Origin of the sequence: Streptomyces sp. NPDC051776 (assembly GCF_040681345.1) — a bacterium.
Taxonomy (GTDB): domain Bacteria; phylum Actinomycetota; class Actinomycetes; order Streptomycetales; family Streptomycetaceae; genus Streptomyces.
The window spans coordinates 64661-84136 of sequence record NZ_JBFAYQ010000029.1; the positions used below are offsets into that span (position 1 = coordinate 64661).

The 19476-nt window shown below is 72.0% G+C and carries 18 protein-coding genes; 15 read left to right on the forward strand and 3 right to left on the reverse strand.

The annotated features are described in order from the left end of the window. The first annotated feature begins 5 nt into the window (after window positions 1-5). From AB0M26_RS21685 to AB0M26_RS21715, 7 genes are read left to right on the forward strand one after another with little or no spacing between them, the layout of a single operon-like run. Window positions 6-572, forward strand: coding sequence for a NifU family protein (locus AB0M26_RS21685; RefSeq protein WP_365263450.1), 567 nt, complete (start codon window positions 6-8; stop codon window positions 570-572). Further along, window positions 569-1252, forward strand: a complete 684-nt coding sequence (locus tag AB0M26_RS21690) for a DUF5947 family protein (protein WP_365263451.1) — start codon at window positions 569-571, stop codon at window positions 1250-1252. The genes AB0M26_RS21685 and AB0M26_RS21690 overlap by 4 nt, the downstream gene beginning before the upstream one ends. Further along, entirely contained in the window at window positions 1234-1440 is a 207-nt protein-coding gene (locus AB0M26_RS21695) for a hypothetical protein (RefSeq protein WP_365263452.1), read from the forward strand. Before AB0M26_RS21690 ends, AB0M26_RS21695 begins: the two co-directional genes overlap by 19 nt. Further along, window positions 1437-2159 (forward strand): DUF6084 family protein, encoded by a 723-nt coding sequence (locus AB0M26_RS21700; protein WP_365263453.1) that lies wholly within the window; start codon window positions 1437-1439, stop codon window positions 2157-2159. The genes AB0M26_RS21695 and AB0M26_RS21700 overlap by 4 nt, the downstream gene beginning before the upstream one ends. Continuing rightward, window positions 2147-3217: a hypothetical protein gene (locus AB0M26_RS21705; RefSeq protein WP_365263454.1), complete on the forward strand. Its 1071-nt coding sequence runs from the start codon at window positions 2147-2149 to the stop codon at window positions 3215-3217. Before AB0M26_RS21700 ends, AB0M26_RS21705 begins: the two co-directional genes overlap by 13 nt. Continuing rightward, window positions 3214-4032 (forward strand): hydrogenase maturation protease, encoded by an 819-nt coding sequence (locus AB0M26_RS21710; RefSeq protein WP_365263455.1) that lies wholly within the window; start codon window positions 3214-3216, stop codon window positions 4030-4032. The genes AB0M26_RS21705 and AB0M26_RS21710 overlap by 4 nt, the downstream gene beginning before the upstream one ends. Further along, window positions 4029-4160, forward strand: a complete 132-nt coding sequence (locus AB0M26_RS21715) for a hypothetical protein (RefSeq protein ID WP_365263456.1) — start codon at window positions 4029-4031, stop codon at window positions 4158-4160. Before AB0M26_RS21710 ends, AB0M26_RS21715 begins: the two co-directional genes overlap by 4 nt. 118 nt (window positions 4161-4278) lie before the next feature. Here AB0M26_RS21715 and AB0M26_RS21720 read toward each other — a convergent pair whose 3' ends face one another. Beyond that, complete coding sequence (locus tag AB0M26_RS21720) at window positions 4279-5166, reverse strand: LysR family transcriptional regulator (protein WP_365263457.1); 888 nt, start codon at window positions 5164-5166, stop codon at window positions 4279-4281. A 134-nt stretch (window positions 5167-5300) separates the two neighbouring features. Between AB0M26_RS21720 and AB0M26_RS21725 the strand changes: the two genes are divergently transcribed. From AB0M26_RS21725 to AB0M26_RS21735, 3 genes are all read left to right on the forward strand, one after another. Next, entirely contained in the window at window positions 5301-6164 is an 864-nt protein-coding gene (locus AB0M26_RS21725) for an aldo/keto reductase (RefSeq protein ID WP_365263458.1), read from the forward strand. A gap of 95 nt (window positions 6165-6259) precedes the next feature. Continuing rightward, a complete protein-coding gene (locus AB0M26_RS21730) occupies window positions 6260-6802 on the forward strand; it encodes a chaplin family protein (RefSeq protein WP_365263459.1) in 543 nt (180 codons plus the stop codon). Window positions 6803-7093: 291 nt separating this feature from the next. Beyond that, window positions 7094-8071, forward strand: a complete 978-nt coding sequence (locus AB0M26_RS21735) for a sigma-70 family RNA polymerase sigma factor (RefSeq protein ID WP_365263460.1) — start codon at window positions 7094-7096, stop codon at window positions 8069-8071. A gap of 78 nt (window positions 8072-8149) precedes the next feature. Here AB0M26_RS21735 and lpdA read toward each other — a convergent pair whose 3' ends face one another. Both lpdA and AB0M26_RS21745 read right to left on the reverse strand, forming a co-directional pair. Further along, window positions 8150-9550, reverse strand: a complete 1401-nt coding sequence (lpdA, locus tag AB0M26_RS21740; protein WP_365263461.1) for a dihydrolipoyl dehydrogenase — start codon at window positions 9548-9550, stop codon at window positions 8150-8152. A gap of 468 nt (window positions 9551-10018) precedes the next feature. Beyond that, window positions 10019-10975: a hypothetical protein gene (locus AB0M26_RS21745; protein WP_365263462.1), complete on the reverse strand. Its 957-nt coding sequence runs from the start codon at window positions 10973-10975 to the stop codon at window positions 10019-10021. A 356-nt stretch (window positions 10976-11331) separates the two neighbouring features. Here AB0M26_RS21745 and AB0M26_RS21750 point away from each other — a divergent pair, with 356 nt between their 5' ends. The 5 genes from AB0M26_RS21750 (at window position 11332) to AB0M26_RS21770 (ending at window position 18910) form a co-directional block, all read left to right on the forward strand. Beyond that, entirely contained in the window at window positions 11332-14598 is a 3267-nt protein-coding gene (locus tag AB0M26_RS21750) for a chondroitinase family polysaccharide lyase (protein ID WP_365263463.1), read from the forward strand. Window positions 14599-14834: 236 nt separating this feature from the next. Then, a complete protein-coding gene (locus AB0M26_RS21755; protein ID WP_365263464.1) occupies window positions 14835-16703 on the forward strand; it encodes an AMP-dependent synthetase/ligase in 1869 nt (622 codons plus the stop codon). Between the two features lie 96 nt (window positions 16704-16799). Then, window positions 16800-17768, forward strand: a complete 969-nt coding sequence (locus AB0M26_RS21760) for a zinc-binding dehydrogenase (protein ID WP_365263465.1) — start codon at window positions 16800-16802, stop codon at window positions 17766-17768. Window positions 17769-18012: 244 nt separating this feature from the next. Beyond that, the gene (locus AB0M26_RS21765; RefSeq protein ID WP_365263466.1) at window positions 18013-18489 is read left to right on the forward strand and encodes a hypothetical protein; all 477 of its coding nucleotides are present in this window, start codon (window positions 18013-18015) and stop codon (window positions 18487-18489) included. 184 nt (window positions 18490-18673) lie between these two features. Beyond that, window positions 18674-18910 carry a hypothetical protein gene (locus tag AB0M26_RS21770; protein ID WP_365263467.1) on the forward strand — a complete coding sequence of 79 codons (237 nt, stop codon included), beginning with the start codon at window positions 18674-18676 and terminating at the stop codon, window positions 18908-18910. Window positions 18911-19476: the final 566 nt, after the last annotated feature.

Consider the following 19476-nt stretch of genomic DNA (forward strand, 5'->3'; position numbering starts at 1 on the left):
GCCGCATGCCGTGGGACGAGGAGAACGCGCGTCGGCACGTCGCGCGCACCGAGGAACTGCTGTCCGGTCTGGACACCCTGCCGGACGGCGTCGCGGCCGCACGCGCCCTGGAGTGCGTCGAGGCGCTGGTCGACCTCTACGGCGAGTGCCTCGGCCGGGTGATGGAGCACGCCGCGTCCGCTGAGGGCGGCGACGCCCTGGCCCGGCGGCTCGCGGACGACGAACTCGTCGGCCATCTGCTGCTGGTGCACGATCTGCATCCCGACCCGGCGGACGTCCGCGTCCGCCGGGCCGTCGAGCAGGTCCGGCCGCAACTCCAATCGCTGGGCGGCGACGCCGAGTTGCTGGATCTGGAGGACGGGACGGTACGGATCCGGGTGCAGGGCGGCGGCCGCGGCTGCTCGTCCTCGCCGGACGCCCTGGAGCAGGCCGTACGGGACGCGGTGGGCGGAGCGGTCCCCGAGGCCGAACGCATCGACATCGAGACCGTGCAGGCCCCCGAGCCCGAGACGCTCATCCCCGTGGACGCGCTCTTCCGGGACCGCACGCTCAGCGGACGCGGTGCCGGGTGACCGCCTCCTCCTTCGCCGCGCCCCGGCTGCGGAATCTCGCCCGCCGTCCCTCCCGCTCCGCGGAGCCGGGTGGGACGGCGGGATCCGCGGCACCGGAACGGTGCGACCTGTGTGCCGAGGCGCTCGCCCCGGACCACCGCCATCTGCTGGACATCCAGGAAGGCCGGGTCTCCTGCGCCTGCCGCGCCTGCTCCCTGCTGTTCGACCGCAAGGAGTCCGGGGGCGCCCACTACCGGCTGCTGCCGCAGCGACGGCTGCGACTGGACGGCTGCGAGATCGACGACATGCTCTGGGCGGGGCTCGGGGTGCCCGTCGACCTGGCGTTCTTCACCCGCGGTGAGGCGTCGGGCGAGGTCTCCGTGGGCTACCCGAGTCCGCTGGGCGTGCTGTGGTCCGCCGTCGACCCGCAGAGTTGGGCCGAAGTGCGGGCGATCCACCCCGCGCTGGACGGTCTCGCGGACGACGTCGAGGCCCTGCTGGTCCACCGGGCCCGGGGCGCCCGCGAGCACTGGCTGGTGCCGCTGGACGACTGCTATCGCCTGGTCGCCCTGGTGCGCGCACACTGGAAGGGACTGGGCGGCGGTCCCGACGTTTGGCAGCGGATCGAAGGCTTCTTCCGCGAACTGTCCACCGACTCCCACCCAGGAGCCAAGGAGGCGTCATGGCCGACATCAACGTAGGCAAGGCCGATGTCAAGCCCGACAAGGCGGCGCACGTCAAGGGCGTCCGCGCAGGCAACGACACAGACCGCAAGCGCGAGCCGGGACACCGCAAGGACGACCGCTCCACGGCTCGCAGGTCCACGGGGATCAACGCCAAGCACCGCGACCCGGTGGACCCCGACATGCCCAACCTCTCCCCGGCGTGACCGCGCAGCACGCCATCCCGGACCTGGTCTTCACGGTCACGGGGGTGGAACCCGAGCGTTTCGCGGCCGTTCCCACGTTGACGTTCGGGCTGGAGATCGGCCGAGCGGGCGGCGGCCCCGTCCGCTCGGTCACCCTCACCACCGCGATCCGCATCGACGTCGCACGCCGCCGCTACGACGCCGCCGAACAGCGGGCGCTGGCCGAGCTGTTCGGCGAGCCGCAACGCTGGGGCAGCACCGTGCGGCCGCTGTCGTGGACGCAGGTCACGGTCGTCGTGCCACCCTTCGACGAGAGCACCACGGTGGCCCTGAGCGTGCCCTGCACCTACGACACCGAGCTCGCCGTCACCAAGTACCTGCGCGCCGTCCGCGACGGAGACGTGCCGCTGGACTTCCTCTTCAACGGGACGATTTTCTACGAGGCGCCCGGCGGAGGGTTGCGCACGGCGCAGATCTCCTGGAACAGCGACGCCCGCTACCGCATGCCCGGGGGGCTGTGGCACGAACTGACCGACCGCTACTTCGACGGCAGCCCCTGGCTGCGGCTCTCCCGGGAGACCTACGACCGGCTCGACGCGTACCGGACCCGCGAGGTCCGCATGGGCTGGGACGACACCGTCCGCAGCCTGCTCGACGCGGCGGCACGCGCCCCGGAGGGCCCCGCAGTTTCCGACATCCCCGCACCACCCGCAACCGCCGGAGCGCCATGGACGCAGTGAAGCAGGCAGCCGTACCGCAGACCGCGGACCGAGCCGTGGAAAAGATCGTGCGCACCTGCCTCTACGAGGGCTATCTGCTGTGGCCGTACCGCAGGTCCGCGCTGAAGAACACCAAGCGCTGGACGTTCGGCGGGGTCTTCCCGCAGTCCTGCGCTGTCGGACTCGGCGAACCGAGCCGCATGCAGACCCAGGTCCTCATCGAGGGGCCGGCGGACTCCGAGGTGTCGGTCCGCGTGCGCTTCCTGCACGTGGTCGACCGCGGTGTGCTCCGGGACGGGCCGGACGGAGCTGAGCCGGTGGACGAACTGACGGTGGACGGCGAGCGCCATGTGGCCTGGCAGGAGGCGACCGAGCGTGAGGTGTCCGTGCCCGTGAGGCTGAGCGCCGCCCTCGGCGGGCCCGTCACGACTGCCGTCGACATCCCGGCGGGTACCGACGAGGAGGACCTGACCGACGTGTCGGGCCGGCGCGTGGGCGCGCTCGTCCGCGGCTGGAACGCGCTGACCGGCGCCGTGGAGGTCTCCGCCGAGCGCGTTGCCGAGGAGGTGCACCGGCTGACCGTACGCGTGGAGAACACCACGCCCTGCTCCGTGCCCGGTCCCGGCGCCCGGCACGCCCGCGAGGCGGCCGCCGCGTACGCCTTCGTCTCGACGCACACCGTCCTGGACACCGCCCCGGGCCGTTTCGTCTCGCTCATCGACCCGCCCGAGCGGTTGCACACCGCGGCCAAGTCCTGTGAGAACCAGGGGACTTGGCCCGTACTCGTCGGTGAGGGCGACACCGAGGACGGCGCGCACACGGTGCTCTCCTCCCCGGTCACGCTCTACGACTTCCCGGCCGTCGCGCCCGAGAGTCCGGGCGACCTGTTCGACGGGACCGAGATCGATCAACTGCTCGTCCTCAGCGTGCTCAGCCTGACCGAGGAGGAGCAGCAGGAGGCCAGGGCCTGCGACCCGAGGGCGCGGGAGATCCTGGACCGCTGCGCCGGGCTCACCCCCGACGAACTGATCGCCCTGCACGGGACCATCCGTGAGTTCCGGCCCCTGGAGGACGTGTGAGCGAGCAGACGCGGGACGACGTCAGGCTGTCCCGGACCCGGACCGTCACGGTGGACGGGGTGACGCTGAGCAAGGGGAGCCGGGTGCGGCTGCGGCCCACGCGCAGCGCGGACATCTTCGATCTGGCGCTCTCCGGCCGTACCGCCGAAGTGGACGGCGTCGAGGAGGACTTCGAGGGAAACACCCATGTCGCTGTGGTGCTGGAGGGCGATCCGGGCCGTGACTTCGGGTCGAGCGGCCAGATCGGTCACCGCTTCTTCTTCGCGCCCGAGGAACTGGAGCCCGCGGAACCGCCCGCCGACGGCGGCCCCGCCCGTACGCGGATCCTCGTCGCCGGCATCGGCAACGTCTTCATGGCCGACGACGGATTCGGGCCCGCGGTGGCCGCTGCGCTCGGCGGGGTCTCCCTGCCCGGCACCGTTCATGTCGCCGACTTCGGCATCCGTGGCATGGACCTCGCCTACCGGCTGCTCGACGGATACGACGTGGCCCTTCTCGTGGACGCAGCCCCGCGCGGCCTTGCGCCCGGCACCCTGAGCGTCATCGAGCCGGACGTCACCGAAGGCGACGTCGCGCCCGAAGCGCACGCCATGGACCCCGTGAAGGTCCTCGCGCTCGCCCGCCACCTGGGCGAGGGACCGCTTCCCCGGATCCTCGTCGTCGGCTGCGAGCCGATGGTGCGGATGAACGGCGACGAGCCGGATGTGGTCGTCGGACTGAGCCCGCCCGTCAAGGCGGCCGTCGACGAGGCCGTCCGCCTGGTCGAATCCCTGGTGGGGGAGTTGCTCAGGGGAGAGGAGGTGAATCCCCGATGAAGAACGGCATCTTCATTCCGGCGGTCATGGTGCGTGCCGCCGTCGGCCTCCTGGCCGCCGCCGTGATCACGGCCCTCGTGGCGGAGGCGCCAGGGATCCGGCGGTACATCAAGTTGGAGACGATGTGAGGGCCGGCGGGCCCGGACAATCGGCGAACTCATCGGCGGCGGGTGGCGGCGTGCCGGCCCGCCGCCGACCCGTCGGCGCCGCTCCGTCCGTCCCCCGCAGACGGATGCTGCCGCGCCGTCAGGGGAGTTCGGCGCCGAGGTAGGAGAGCAGTTCGTGCGCGGCGGGGCCGACCCGGTCCCCGCCGGGGACGGCGACGGAGACCTCCCACATCGGCTCCGGTCCACCCGCCAGCCGTACCTCCGACAACCCGGCCGCCTGCGGCTTGCGGGCCAGCGGCCTCGGGACCACGGCGACCCCGAGCCCATGGCCGACGAGTTCGATGAGGCTGTGGACGTCCCCGACCTCGAGCGCCACCTGCCGCTCCGTACGGGCTTCCGCGAACCCCCGGTCGGTCAACCCCCGTGCCCCCCAGTCGGGATGGAAATCCACGAACGACTCGCCGCCCAGTTCGCCCCAGTGCACCTCCTCCGACCCGGCCAGCCGGTGCCCGGGGTGACAGAGCAGGACCATCGGCTCATGGGTGAGCGGCAGCAGGCGTACGTCCACGGGAGGCGGGCCGCACAGCGCCACGAAGGCCAGATCGAGCCGACCCGCGGCCACCTCGGCGACCAGGCCTGCCGACCCCGCCTGACGGAGTCGGACCTCCACCCCGGGACGCTCCGACCGGAAGCGCGCGAGGAGGGCGGCCACGTCCACGCCCGCGATGCACTGCTCGGTGCCCACGGACAGCGTGCCGCGCAGCAGACCCTGAACGGCCGCCACCGCCTCCTTGGCCGCCCGCACGCTCGCCAGCGCGCGGGATGCCTCCACCAGCAGCGCGCGGCCGGGACCGGTCAGCTCGACACTGCGGGTGGTGCGCACGAAGAGCTGGGTGCCCAGCTCCCGTTCGAGCGCGCGCACCGAGGCCGAGAGCCCGGACTGGGAGACCACGAGCCGCTGCGCCGCACGCGTGAAGTGACGCTCTTCGGCGACGGCGACGAAGTGCTCGAGATGCCGTAGTTCCACGATTCAGCAGCCTAGTCGCTGAATGCTTTCACATTCTCCTATTGGACAGATGGACGAGTCCGGCGCGAGGCTGGACGGCACGGACGCGGTCCCCGGGCGCGGGACGTCACATCGGGCACGAGGAAGGCAGCCGTATGCAGACTCGCCGTATCGGCACCGTCGAGGTCAGCGCGATCGGTATCGGGGCGATGCCCATGTCGGTCCGGGGGAGGCCCGGCGAGGAGCGCTCGATCGCCACCGTCCACGCCGCGCTCGACGCGGGCGCGACACTGATCGACACCGCCGACGCGTACAGCCTCGGTTCCGAGGACGTGGGTCACAACGAGAGCCTGGTCGCGAAAGCCCTGGCGAACCACGAGCGTGGCTCCGAGGTGCTGGTCGCCACCAAGGGCGGCCACGTGCGCCCGGGGGGCAGCGCCTGGGCCCTGGACGGACGGCCCGAACACCTCAAGCGGGCATGCGAACTCTCGCTCCGGCGGCTCGGTGTCGAGGCCATCGGCCTCTACCAGTTCCACCGGCCGGACCCCGAAGTGCCGTACGAGGAGTCCATCGGCGCGCTCCGTGACCTCCTCGATGAGGGCAAGATCCTCATGGCGGGCATCTCCAACGCCGACCCCGCGCAGATCGGACTCGCGAACGACATCCTCGGCGGCCGACTGGCGTCCGTGCAGAACCGGTTCGCGCCCGACTTCCGCTCCAGTGAGCCGGAAATCGACCTCTGCGATCAGCTCGGCATCGCCTTTCTGCCCTGGCGCCCCCTGGGCGGCGTGGCGCAGGCGTCCGCGCCCGGTTCGCCCTTCGCGCCGTTCGCGGAGGTGGCCGGGGCGCATGGGGTGAGCCCGCAGCGCGTCTGCCTGGCCTGGATGCTGGCCAAGTCGCCGCAGTTGATCCCGATTCCGGGTGCGAGCCGCCCCGAGACCGTACGGGACTCCCTGGCGGCTTCCGAACTGATGCTCACCGGGGACGAGATGGCGCGACTCGACGACACGGGGGCATGAATGGGAGGCGGCCATGGGGGAGTTGGCTCCGGCGGTTCGCCAGAAGCGATCAACCGGTGAACGGACTTCATCCGTGTCGCATCGTCAACTTGCCGATGGCTCAAAGCTTCCGGTCGACGTCCCCGGCCAACGTCTGTGGGAATACGGTCGACGTCGTGGGTCTGCTCGACCGTGCCTCGGGCAACGAATGCACGCATGACTCCGGCGGCCAGGACGGCTCCGGCCGCAGCTACGGGAAGGACTCGCACCGCGCCGGGCCCGCCCCCGGCGCCACCCAGGCGCAGGGGCAAGGGCCCCCGGGCACCGCCTCGGACAACGCGGTGCGCATTCCGGTGGACGTGCCGGTGAACGTCACCGGCAACTCGGCCAATGTCGTCGGCGTCGGCAACAGCGCCGTGGGCAACTCCTCCTCGAACGTCCCGGCGGAGGAGCGCCCCGAGGCACCCCGTACTTCCGTGCCGCCGAAGGCGGACACCCCGGCGCCGCCGCGGAGCGTCGCGCACTCCGGCGAGACGAACACCGAGGCCGCACTGGCCCACACCGGAGCGGACGTGACGGGCCCCGCCCTGTCGGCCGCAGCCGGGCTGCTGCTGGGCGGCGTCGTGCTTCACCGCCGGTTCCGCCCCGCCCAGGGCTGACCGCGTCCAGCGCTGATCCCATCTCCCGGCGCTGATCCCGCCCCCGAAGGCCCGCCCCCGCCACCCAGTCCCCCTCGGTGGCGGTGGCGCTCCACGGCCGCGGGTCTGCCGAACGGCCTTGGGGACCGGAGGCCCTCGGCGGAGCAGCGCGAAGGGAGGCGGGGAGCGCGTGAAGGGGGCGACCCGGAGCGCGTGAAGGGCGGCCGTGAGGGTACGTGCAGCTCGTGGCCCATGGTTCCGACGGGCGCCGGTGGACCCGTGTGGGCCATGGTTCGCAGAGGAGGTGCCATCATGCCCACGGAGTCGAGCGCCACCGAAAACCGCCGCCGCGACCCGGCCGGGCAGGACGAGGAACCCGATCTGCTGCGCCAGTACCTCGCCCAGATCGCCGCCACCCCGCTCCTCACCGCCGAGCAGGAGGTCGAGCTGGCCAAGCGCATCGAGGCCGGGGTGTACGCCGACGGGCTCCTGCGCGAGGCCGAGGCCGACGGGTGTGGGCCCGCGGGGGCGAACCGGCAGGAGCTGGAGGTCATCGCCCGCGACGGTCAGCGCGCCAAGGACCACATGATCCGGGCCAACCTCCGTCTCGTCGTCTCAGTGGCGAAGCGGCACAGCCGCCGAGGTCTGTCCTTCCTGGACGTCGTGCAGGAAGGCAATCTGGGGCTGATGAGGGCGGTGGAGAAGTTCGACTACACGAAGGGCTACAAGTTCTCCACGTACGGCACCTGGTGGATCCGGCAGGCCATCGAGCGCGGCCTCGCCCAGTACGGCAGGACCGTGCGGCTACCCGTCCACGTCGTCGAGGACCTCTCCAAACTCGGGCGGACCGAGAGGGCCCTGCAGCTCCGGCTCGGCCGCGAGCCCACCGCGCAGGAGGCAGCCGACGAGACCGGCTTCGAGGTCGACAAGGTCACCCGGCTGCGCCGCGTCGGCCGGGATGTGATCAGCCTGGACACACCGGTGGGCGAGAAGGGGGAGACCGTCGTCGGCGATCTGATCGAGGACAGCGAGGTGCTGCAGGCGCCCGAGGTCGTGGAGTACCGCGCCCTCGCCGAGCAGCTCCGCGCCACCATCGGCACCCTGCAGCCGCGCGAGGCGATGATCCTCACCCTCCGCTACGGGCTGCACGACGGGCGTCCGCACACGCTCGGCCAGGTCGCCGAGCGCGTCGGGCTGACCCGCGAGCGGGTGCGTCAGCTCGAGAAGCAGGCGCTGGCCCAGCTGAGGGCGCCGGAGCGGCACGAGCCGCTCCTGGAGTGGGCCGCCTGAGCCGTCGCCCGGCCGGTACGGGAGGGGGCAGGCATACCCCGGTACGAGGGGCGGCACCCCGGCCCGCCCCCGCCTCCGTCACATATTGATCATGTGGCCCGCCAAGCCGTGGACGGCCTCCTTGACCGCCTCGCCCAGCGTCGGGTGGCCATGGACGTTCCTTGCGACCTCGTGGACCGTCAGGTCCCACTGCTGGGCCAGCGTGAGCTCCGGCAGCAGCTCGGTGACCTCGGGACCGATGAGGTGGGCACCCAGCAGTTCACCGTAGCGGGCATCGCTGATGATCTTGACGAATCCCGCGGTGTCGCCGAGACCATGGGCCTTGCCATTGGCGCTGAACGGGAACTTCGCCGTCTTCACGTCGAAGCCCTGCTCGCGCGCCTGCGCCTCCGTCCAGCCGAAGCTCGCGATCTGCGGCTGGCAGTACGTGGCCCGCGGGATCATCACGTACTCCAGCTCCATCGTCTCGGCATCGCCGATGGTCTCGGCCGCGACGATCCCCATCGCCTCCGCCGCGTGCGCGAGCATGAGCTTGGCCGTCACATCGCCGATGGCGAGGATGTGGGGCACATTCGTGCGGCACCGGGCGTCGACGTCGATGGCGCCGCCATCGGTCAGGCGTACGCCCGTGTTCTCCAGGCCGTAGCCGGTGACCCGTGGCTGGAAGCCGATGGCCTGCAGCACCTTGTCGGTCTCGAGCGTCTGTCGCTGCCCGCCCGTGGTCACGATGACGTGGACCTTGTCGCCCGAGTCGTCGATCGCCTCGACGCGGGTGGAGGGCAGCACGTTGATGCCGAGCTTGCGGTAGCGGCGGGCCAGCTCGGCCGAGACCTCCTCGTCCTCCAGGGGCACGATGCGGTCGAGGAATTCCACGAGTGTGACCTGCACGCCGTAGTTGTGCAGGACGTACGCGAATTCGACGCCGATGGCCCCGGCCCCGGCGATCACGATCGACTGCGGCAGTTCCTCGCTGAGGATCTGCTCCTCGTACGTCACCACCCGGCTGCTCAGCGACGTACCGGGCAGGAGCTTGGTCGTCGCGCCCGTGGCGATGATGCAGTGATCGAAGGAGACGGTGTCCGTACTGCCGTCGGCGACCGTGACCTGCAGGGTGTGGTCGTCGATGAAGCTGCCGATGCCCTCGTACTTGGTGATGCCGTTCTTCTTCATCAGGTAGTGCACGCCCTTGACGCGCCCGTCCGCCACTTTGCGGCTGCGGTTGAACGCCTCGCGGTAGTCGAAGCTCACCTGCCCGTCGACCCGGATACCGAACGTCTTCGCCTCCTGGGTGAAGATGTGCGCCAATTCGGCATTGCGCAGCAGTGCCTTGGAGGGAATGCAGCCGACGTTGAGGCAGACCCCGCCCCAGTACCGCGCCTCGACGATCGCCGTGCTGAGGCCGAGCTGGGCGGCCCGGATCGCGGCGACATATCCTCCCGGGCCCGCGCCCAGGACCACGACGTCAAAGTGTGCGCTCATGCACGGAAGCCTAGGCCGGGGCGCCCGGGTACGCAGCGTGTCACCGGGGTCGTCCGAACGCGCAGGCCCGGTGGTCACGGCGGGTGCGGCGGAGCCTTCGGGAAGGTCGGCGGGGCGAGCTCTGGACGGCAGGGGGCCGCGGTGTTGTCATGGAAAGTGGCGTGGGCGCCGAGAGCAAATGAACCGGCACGGAGAAGCGGAGGCGTGTACCGCGCACCGTGCAATGAGGGTCCGCAAGAAGCGGGCGGCTCCGGCGCCCCGTCCGCGCCGGGCCGGCGCGGACGGTCGGTGATTCCCCTCGTGCACATGGGCCCGTGCGCCGGGCCGCCGGCAGTTGACGGGCGCCAGATCCAGCGGCCTGTACCGCGCAGTCCCGTCCCGCGGCCCGTACCGCGCGGCCCAGCGGCCCGTTCCGTGCACCCCCGGCCCGTGGGCCGATGCGGCATTCCGCGTTCTGCCGGCGGTTCGTCAGCGGCGCGTTCCGCGGCCGCCGCGCGGCTCCTCGGCCTCCAGCCGGTCCACATCGTCGGCCGCGTCATCGGCCCGCTTGCGGTCCCGCTCGGCCGCCTCGCGCGCGCGCCGGGCCGGCACGCGCGCGTTCCGCTCGCCCCTCCTCGCCTCGGTCAGCTCCGCCCGCGCCTCCTTGAGCTCGGCTTCCAGCTCCCGTACGCGCTCCTCGGCCCGCCGTCTCCGGTCCTCCGCATCGGCGAGGTCGTCCTGGGAGTCCGTCGACTTCCGCTCGCTTGCGCGGGCGGTGCGCTCCAGCTCCTCCTCGCGTTCGCGGGCAGCGGCCAGTGCCTCGCGCTGTTCGCGCTCGGCGCGCTCCTGCTCCTCCGCCCGCTCGGCCAGGTGGGTCACCGAGGCCGTACGGCCCGGGGACCCCGATGAACCCTTGCCCGGGCGCGCGCCGGTACGGGTGCGGGGCTCGCGCGGACGCAGCCGGTGCACGGTCGCGCTGACGGGCGGGCCGAAACCGGCAGCCGGCGTCAGGGCCTTGGTCAACCGTCCGGTGGCGAGCTCCTCGGCCGCATCCGGGTCGGAGAGGGCGGCCTGCACGGTGGTCTCCACCTCGCGCAGCACGCTCTCGCCCACCGGGTGTCCGGCCTCGGTGGCCAGGCGCCGGGTCTGCTGGGAGAGCGCCGTCACCAGCTTGCGCTGCTGGTGGGACAGCTCGCGCAGCTGACCGCCGTCGAGGTCCTGGTGGGCGCGGCGGAGCTGTTCACCGAGGCCGAGGAGGGCGGAGATCTGGTCCCGGTCGCTGCGGACGAGCAGATTCACGGCCCACGCCGCCAAGGTGGGCCGCCGCAGCCCGCGGATCTTCGCCGCCTGTCCGCGGGGTGCGGCTTTGGCCGCCTCGTCGCGCGCCGCGGTGAACTGCTCGGGCGGCAGCGCGTACAACTGGTCGGCGACCTCTTCCCAACCCATGCGTTCAGGTTCGCACTATTCGCCGAGTGACGACGGATCGGTGGCCGCGGATCGCGGAGGCAGCTGGTCCGGTTGGCGGGCCGCAGATGAGACGGCAGCGTCAGGAGAAAGGCGGTGCCCGAGGGCGCGGGTTCTCCGCGGGTCCGCCGGGGGCCTCGGCGGGTTGTCCGCGGCGACGCTCGCCCCGTCCGGCGAACCGGACGCGCACCCGTCACCGAATGGCCGACCCCGCGGCGCGGGTCACCGCGGGCCGACGCGCCGCCCGAAGATGGTTGACGCTGACGGAGACTCACCACACAATCCACGTCAGCTCAGAGGCACGTCAGTGCAGGCAAGTGACCCGAGGAGAACGCACCTTGTCGGACGACGCCGCACGCACGCCCCGCCGTACGGTCCTCGCCGCCGCCGTCAGCGCGGCCAGGACGCTCGCCCTCCCCGCCGCCGCGGGGACCTCGCATCGTCTTGCGGACGCGCCCTCCGGCGTGGCGGCCGCCGAGGTCACCGCCATGGACCCCGCCGGGCTCGAGCAGCGGGCGCTGGACCTCCGGCCGCCCGCCTTCCTGCTGGAGACCGCCGTCCCGCCGCACATGACGGCCGAGCGCGGTTCACGACTGACCATCAGCGACCGGGCGGCGGTCTGCGGTGGGCATGCGCTGCGCTGGGACCACGGGGCCCACTCCCGCATCGTCGTAACCGCCGGACTGGAGTACGCACCCGACCCGTACCGGCCGCTCGACGACCAGGCTTGGCAGGGCACGGTGGACACCTTCTCGGTGTGGATCTTCAACGAGAAGCCCGTCGAGGACACGGTCCGCTTCGAGTTCGGCCGGGGCGAACACACCGACGCCTGGTTCGACTTCCGCCTCCGCTTCACCGGTTGGCGCACCGCGTGGGTGCGGTACGGCTACGACATGCACGGCCGTCCGCACCCCGCCATGGACACCGTCCGCATCGTCGCCCCGCGCCGCTCCGGCACGCTCTACCTCGATCAGCTCCTGCTCAACGTCGCAGTACGGCCCGACGGCCCGACCCGTGACGCCCAGGTCCCCGAAGTCTGCCGCGAGGGCGACGAGTGGGACGCCCAGCACTGGCAGGCTCTCCACCTCTTCGACCGGCTCCTGACGAGGCGTCCGCCGGTCGTGCGCGAGCCGACCCCGGACGAACGTGCCTCCCTTCGCACTCTTTTGATGCGCTATCACGACGACTACCTGTCCGCACCGGTGACGGTCGACGACGCGTACCTGGCCGCGCTGACCGCTCAGGTCGCCGAGCTCGGCGTACCGGAGCAGAGCGGCGGGAGAACCGCCGTCACCACCGGCGCCACGTCCGCCACCGCCGACACCACCTCGGGCACCGGCCGCCCCGTGCACTCCTACCAGGCCCAGACCTACCCGCCCGAGATCGCGGCCGACCTCAAGTCCTTCGTCGGCGCAGCCACCTTGCGCAGCGTCACCGATCTGATGCAGAAGATCGCCCAGGCCCACGACGCCGCGGACGCCGGTCGGCGCCCCGCCCTGGCCGGGCTCTATCTGCGGATCGTCGCCCATCTCCGCAACCAGGGCTGGACGCACGGGAGTTGCCAGGGCACGATCCACCACCTCGGCTACGACGCTCGCGGCTACTACGACTCCGTCCACCTGATGCGCGACGTCCTCCGCGAGGCCGGTCTGCTGGACGCGGTCCGCGCCGACGTGACCTGGCTGTCAGGGCTCGGCCGGATCGTGCGCGGCTGGGACCACCGCATGGCATACGGCAGCATCATGGACATCCTCGGCACCACCCTCCGCGGCATGTTCGCCGCCGCTCTGCTCCGCGACACCGAGGCGGAGCAGGTGGCGTATCTGCACGCCCTGCGTACCTGGCTCGATGCGGCGCTCCTGCCCGTGCCCGGCATCCAGGACGGTTTGAAGGCGGACGGCTGCACCTTCCACCACGTCGGGTTCTACCCGGACTACGCACGCGACGGATTCAGCGGACTGGCCCCGCTGGTGTACGTGATGAGCGGCGGTGCGTTCCGGATCTCCGGGCGGGCCCACGCATCGCTGAAGCGGGCCCTGCTCACCATGAGGCTGTACGCCAACAAATACCACTGGCCCATCTCCGTCACCGGCCGCCACCCGCGCGGCACCACGGCGCTGTCGGTGTCGCCGTACGAGTGGCTGGCGTTCGCCGGAACCCCCGGCGGGACCGGCGACCACGACCCCGAACTCGGCGCCGCCTTCCTACGGTTGCTCCCCGCCGTGCCCACCGGGCGGCAGCGGCGGCTCGCCGAGCGGCTCGCCGCCCGCGGTGTCGTCGCCGAGCCGGACCCCACGGGCAACTGGGCCCTCAACTACGCGGCCCTCGCCGTGCACCGGCGGGACAACTGGCAGGTCACGGTCCGCGGGCACAACCGCTATCTGTGGAGCACGGAGGTCTACGACGGTGCCAACTGGTACGGCCGCTACAACACCTACGGCCAGATCCAGGTCCTGCACCGCGGCAATCCCGTCAACAACGCCGAGAGCGGCTACAGCCAGTTCGGCTGGGACTGGAACCGCCGCCCCGGAACCACCACGATCCGCAAACCGCTGCCGGAACTGCGTGCCGACCTGACCGGCACCATCGAGGAAATGCTGCTCACCGAGGAGCGGTTCGCCGGGGCCCACACGATCGACGGGCGCCACGGCATGTTCGCGATGCGGCTGCGTGAACACCCCAAGTACGACGGCTCGCACCGTGCCCGCACCTCGGTCTTCCTCTTCGACGACCGCGTGATCGCCCTCGGCACCGGTATCCGCAACGACGACGGAACGCACGAGACCGAGACCACCCTCTTCCAGACGCGGCTCGCCGACCCCGCGGACCCCACGTACGTGGACGGCCCCGAGCCCGTCACCGCCTTCCCCTACGAACGACCGGACATCCAACTCGGCCGGGCCTCCTGGCTGCTGGACGACAAGGGCCTCGGCTACTATCTGCCGCCCGGGCAGCGCATCGGCGTCCGGCGCTCCACCCAGACCTCACGCGACCAGGCGACCGACGCCCCCACCAGCGGCGATTTCGCCACCGCCTGGATCCGGCACGGCACCGCGCCGACCGGCGGCCGCTACGAGTACGCCATGCTCGTGGAGACCACTCCGGAGCGCATGGCCGCCTTCACCCGCGACATGGCCGATCCGGCGCGTGCCGCGTACACCGTCCTGCGGGCCGACACCACCGCACACATCGTCCGCGACCGGGCCACCGGCATCACCGGCTACGCCGTCTTCGAACCCACCGGGCGGCTGGGCGAGGGGACGGTGCGCGGCGTGGACACTCCGTCGATGCTGCTCACCCGCCGTGACGGCGAGGCGCTGGTACTCGCCGTCTGCGATCCCGACCTGCGGCTGTACGAGGGCATCGACCGCGATCAGTACGAACACGGCTCGTACGTCGGCCACTTCAGCCCGTGGTCCCGGACGTGGCTCACCAGCCCCAGCAGACCCCACACCCTGCGCGTGACGCTCCGCGGTCAGTGGCACCCCGCCGCGGAGGGCGAACCGTGCCGCGTGCGCCATGAGGACGGCGGCACGGTCGTGACGTTCGAGACGGTCGACGGTCGACCTGAGCAGGCGCGACTCGTGCGGGCCTCGTCGGCCTGATGTGCGGAGGGGGACACCCGGCGCGCCACGTTACAGGGGCACACCGACGCGAACGGTACGCCGTGCGCCGGCGCGAACCCTCGGGGTACACCGGCGTGAACCGTGCGGCGTGCACCGGCGCGCGCGACCCCGTTTCGCCCCCCTAGGCAGCGTCAGGACCGACCGGTATGGTGCGCTGCCTGCCGCGTGCAATTTCGGCAGCGCGAGACCTTTCTGTTCCTGAGGGGGATGTCGTCGTGCGGGACTTCCAGGTTCCACCGGTGGTGGAGATCCCGCGATCGGGTGGGCTGGCCGACTCCGTGTACGAGACGGCCGAGCGGACCCCGGACCTGCCTGCCCTCGCCCGCCGCGGCGGCCCGGACGGAACGGAGTGGACCCCCGTCTCCGCCGCCGCTTTCCGCGACGAGGTGATGGCGCTGGCCAAGGGGTTGCTCGCGAGCGGCATCGTGTTCGGCGAACGGGTCGCCGTGATGTCCCGGACCCGATACGAGTGGACCCTGTTCAGCTACGCAGTGTGGTCCATCGGCGCCACGGTCGTACCCGTGTATCCCACCTCCTCCGCGGAGCAGATCCGCTGGATCCTGGCCGACGCGGAAGTGGTGGCCATCGTGGTCGAGCACGAGGACCATGCGATGAGCGTGGGCACGGCGTGCGGCGGCCTTCCGCTGCGCCGGATGTGGCAGCTCGACGACGGCTGCATCGATCGCCTGATCGAGGAGGGGCGGGAGGTACCGGAGGCGCTGGTAGGCCGCCACCGCCACGCGGTGGGTCCGGACTCGACCGCCACCATCACCTACACCTCGGGCACTACGGGACGCCCCAAGGGGTGCGTGATCACCCATGCCAACCTCATGGTCGAGTGCGACACCCTGTTCGCCGGGTGGAGCGTCATCCTGGCCGAGCGCGGTGAGCAGCCCTCCCTGCTGGCCTTCCTGCCCCTGTCGCACATCTACGGCCTGATGGTGCAGGTCTTCTGCATCCGCAACGGCGTCACGCTCGGCCACCAGCCCGATCTCGCACCGTCCGAACTGTTGCCCGCCTTCGCCTCCTTCCGCCCGACCTTCGTCTTCGCCGTCCCCTACATCTTCGAGAAGATCTACAGCCGGGCGCGGCAGGTCGCCCAGGAGTCGGGCAGGGGCGACCTGTTCGACCGGGCGGCGGATGTCGCGCAGCGCTACGCGGAGGCCATCGAGTGCCGCCACATGGGGCTCGGTCCCGGCCCCGGCCCGATGCTCCGGGCCGCACACGCCGTCTTCGACCGCATGGTCTTCAGCAAACTGCGGTCGGTGCTGGGCGGCCGTGTGCGGTACGCCGTCTCCGGCGGTTCCTCCCTCCGCCGGGAACTGGGCCTGCTCTTCGCGGGCGCCGGGATCACCATCTACGAGGGCTATGGACTCACCGAGACCACGGGGGCCGTCACCGGCCAGCCGGTGGGCCGGGTCCGGTTCGGGACAGTGGGCCGCCCGCTGCCCGGGTGTGCCGTGCACATCTCCGAGGACGGCGACATCTGGGTGCGCGGCGGCGTCGTGTTCTCCCGCTACCACAACGACCCCCAGGCCACTGAGGCGGTGCTGGAGGACAGCTGGTTCGCGACCGGCGACATCGGCCACCTGGACGACGCCGGCTATCTGGTCATCACCGGTCGCAAGAAGGACATCATCATCACCAGCGGCGGCAAGAGCACGTCCCCGTATGTGCTGGAGGAGCGCATCCGCGCGCACTCCATGGTCTCGCAGTGCCTGGTCGTCGGCGACGACCGGCCGTACATCGCCGCGCTCATCACCCTCGATCCGGACGCACTGCACCACTGGCTACGGTTGCGCGGCAGGGATGTGAACGGCACGGGCGGCCATGGCGGAGGGCGGACCGACGCCCCGTCACATTCCGTACCTGATCTCTCGGACCAAGAACTGCACGACGAGATCCAGCGGGCGGTCACGGCGGCGAACAGCGCGGTGTCACGGGCCGAATCCGTCCGTGCGTTCCGGATACTTCCCGGTGAATTCACCGCGGCGGGCGGCCTGGTGACGCCCTCTCTGAAACTGCGGCGCAGCGCGATCGTGAAGGCGTACGCGCGGGACATCGAGGAGCTCTACACGGTCTGACGGCCCCGTCCCGCGCGGGGGTTGAGGCAAACACGGTCGGCACCCGTATCTGCTGGTGAGAGTGCAGCAGCGGAGCGGAGACGAGGGAGCCGAAGCATGCGCGCTGTCCGTGTTGCCGAGTTCGGCCCGCCGGAGGTCATGCGGGTTGAGTACGTGCCGCATCCCGAGCGGGGGGAGGGAGAGGTGCTCGTCGATGTCGCCGCCGCGGGCGTGCAGTTCGTCGAGACACTGGTGCGCGCAGGGAAGTCGGCGCACGTGCCCCGGCCGTACACCCCGGGCCGGGACGTCGCCGGCGTGGTCAGCGCGGTCGGTCCCGGAGCGGACCCGGCTCTCCTCGGCCGGCGTGTGGCCGGGCAGACCGAGCGCACCGGGGGATACGCGGAACGCGCGGTGGTGCACAGCAGGGCCCTGCACGTCCTCCCGGACAGCCTGTCCCTGCACGACGCGGTCTGTCTGCTCGGCCAGGGACTTACCGCGGTCGGGCTGCTCGAACTGGCGGCGGTCCGGGAGGGCCGGACCGTCCTCGTCGAGGCGGCCGCCGGGGGTGTGGGCACTCTGCTCGTCCAACTCGCCAAGGTCGCGGGCGCGAAGGTCGTCGGCGCCGCGCGGGGCGACCACAAGCTGGAGATCGTCCGCAAGCTCGGGGCCGACGTCGCGGTGGACTACGGCGTACCCGGCTGGGGGGACCTGGTCCGGCAGGCCGCCGGACCCGAGGGGATCGACGTCGTACTGGACTCCGTCGGCGGGGACGTGGGCCGGGAGGCGGTGGAGACGCTGGCCCCGGGCGGTCGCTTCATCGTCTACGGCATCGCCTCGGGCCGCGGCACCGAGGTACCGGGAGGGCTGGTCTACGGTCGCGGGCTCACGGTCATGGGCTACGGCCGAGCCACGCCGGGCGTCGATCCCGCGCGGTTCCGTGCCCAGCAGAGCCGGGCCCTGGAGGAGGCGGCCATTGGACGGATCGCCCCCGTCATCGGGCAGTGCTTCCCGCTGGAGGAGGCCCCGCTCGCGCACGCCGCGCTGGCGGGCCGGGAGACGGTGGGCACGGTGCTGCTCATTCCCTGAGCGGGACCCTTGTCTCCCGGGAGGCGGGAGCTGTTCACGTCTCCCGGGAGGGCGGGAGCTGTTCACGTCTCCCGGGAGGGCGGGAGCTTTTCACCGGGCGCCCCCGAACGGGGCCCTGAAACAGGGGAGTCGACCGTCGGACACCGACCCTCGGGCGTAGTGAATGTCCGATCCACGCGGGCGGGCATCCGGCTGTGGCGCGTCGCCATGGCCGGGCGGGCGTGGCGCGCGGACGATGTGCGCCATGACAGCGACCGAAACCACGCAACCCGCTTGGCAGGGCCCGCCGTTCACCACCCATGGTCCGCGCCGCCACCGGCGCACCGCCCTTCTCGCCGCGGCGCTTCTCGCACCGCGGCGTCCTCTCGCACGCCGCCTGGCTCGCGTCCGCCTGCCTCGCGTCTGCCGGGCCGGCGTCCGCCTGCCTCGCGCCCGCACGGCTCGCGTCCGCCTCGCTCGTGCCCGCCGGGCCGCACCGGCCGCCGCCCTGCTGGCGGTCGCCGACGTCTCGGACACTGTCCAGGGCCACCGGCACGAGGTCTTCACTGACGGCTCCGGCAGCGCCGTCGTCGAGAGCTACACGCTCACCGGCATGGGCCACGGCCAGCCGGTCGACCCGGGCGGCGGTACCGAGCAGTGCGGGGTGACGGGTCCGTACGTCCTGGACGCGAACATCTGCGCCTCGTACCGGATCGCTCGGTCCTGGGGCCTGGACTCCTAGGGGCCGGGTTCCCGAGAGGCCGGATTCCTGTGATCCGAGCTTCCGGGGACCGGATTCGCGAGAGTCCGGGACTTGCGGGCCCCGGGGCGTCCGCCGCGTCATGAGGAGCCCGGAGCGCGGTGCCGGTTACGCCGCCGACACGGCTGGAGCTGCGCCCGGGGCCGACCCGGGGCAGCCTGGTCGCATGGAGGATGAGAACCAGGGGACCCAGGGACGTACGCCGCCCGTGGTGGTGGACCCGCCGCTCGACGGCCGCCGCCGCGTAATGATCCATGGCGAGGACGTGGGAGCCGCCGTCAGCGCGACCGAGCTGCGCGGAATGCTCGGCCGCGCTGGACTGGGGGACGAGGGCACGCCGCTGGACGACCCGAGCCTGATCGAATGGCGTGGCGGCGGACCGGACGACTGGCCCGCCACCTGAGGCGGCAGGGTGTGCAGAGGCCATTGCGCGCGGCCACCCAGGCATTCCCGAGGAGCCGCGCGCCATAGAGGGGTGCCGCGGTGCGCGGTACGGGAAGGCGTGGCATGCGCGGTAGTACGGGACATGGCGGCGCGCGAGCGGTGCTTGTTCCGGGCTGTGCGACCGGTCGTCGGTGTCATCGGGGCGCCGGTGGTGCGGCCCGATGTCCCGCGCGGTGAGGTCGCCCGGGCCGCTGCCGCCTTCCAGCCCTGGCGAGCGTTGGCGTTCGGGCCCTGCGCGGTCCGCGCGGATTGCGGGCCACGGCGGCCACGTCGGCCTCGGGTGGTGACGACGGGCTTCTGCGTTCGGAGTCCCAGGGTGTCCCGAGTTGGTGGCCCCGCTTCGGTGTCCCCCGAGCTGGTTGCCCCGCTTCGGTGTCTCCGCGAGCTGGTTGCCCCGCTTCGGTGTCTCCGCGAGCTGGTTGCCCCGTTTCGGTGTCTCCGCGAGCTGGTTGCCCCGTTTCGGTGTCTCCGCGAGCTGGTTGCCCCGTTTCGGTGTCTCCGCGAGCTGGTTGCCCCGTTTCGGGG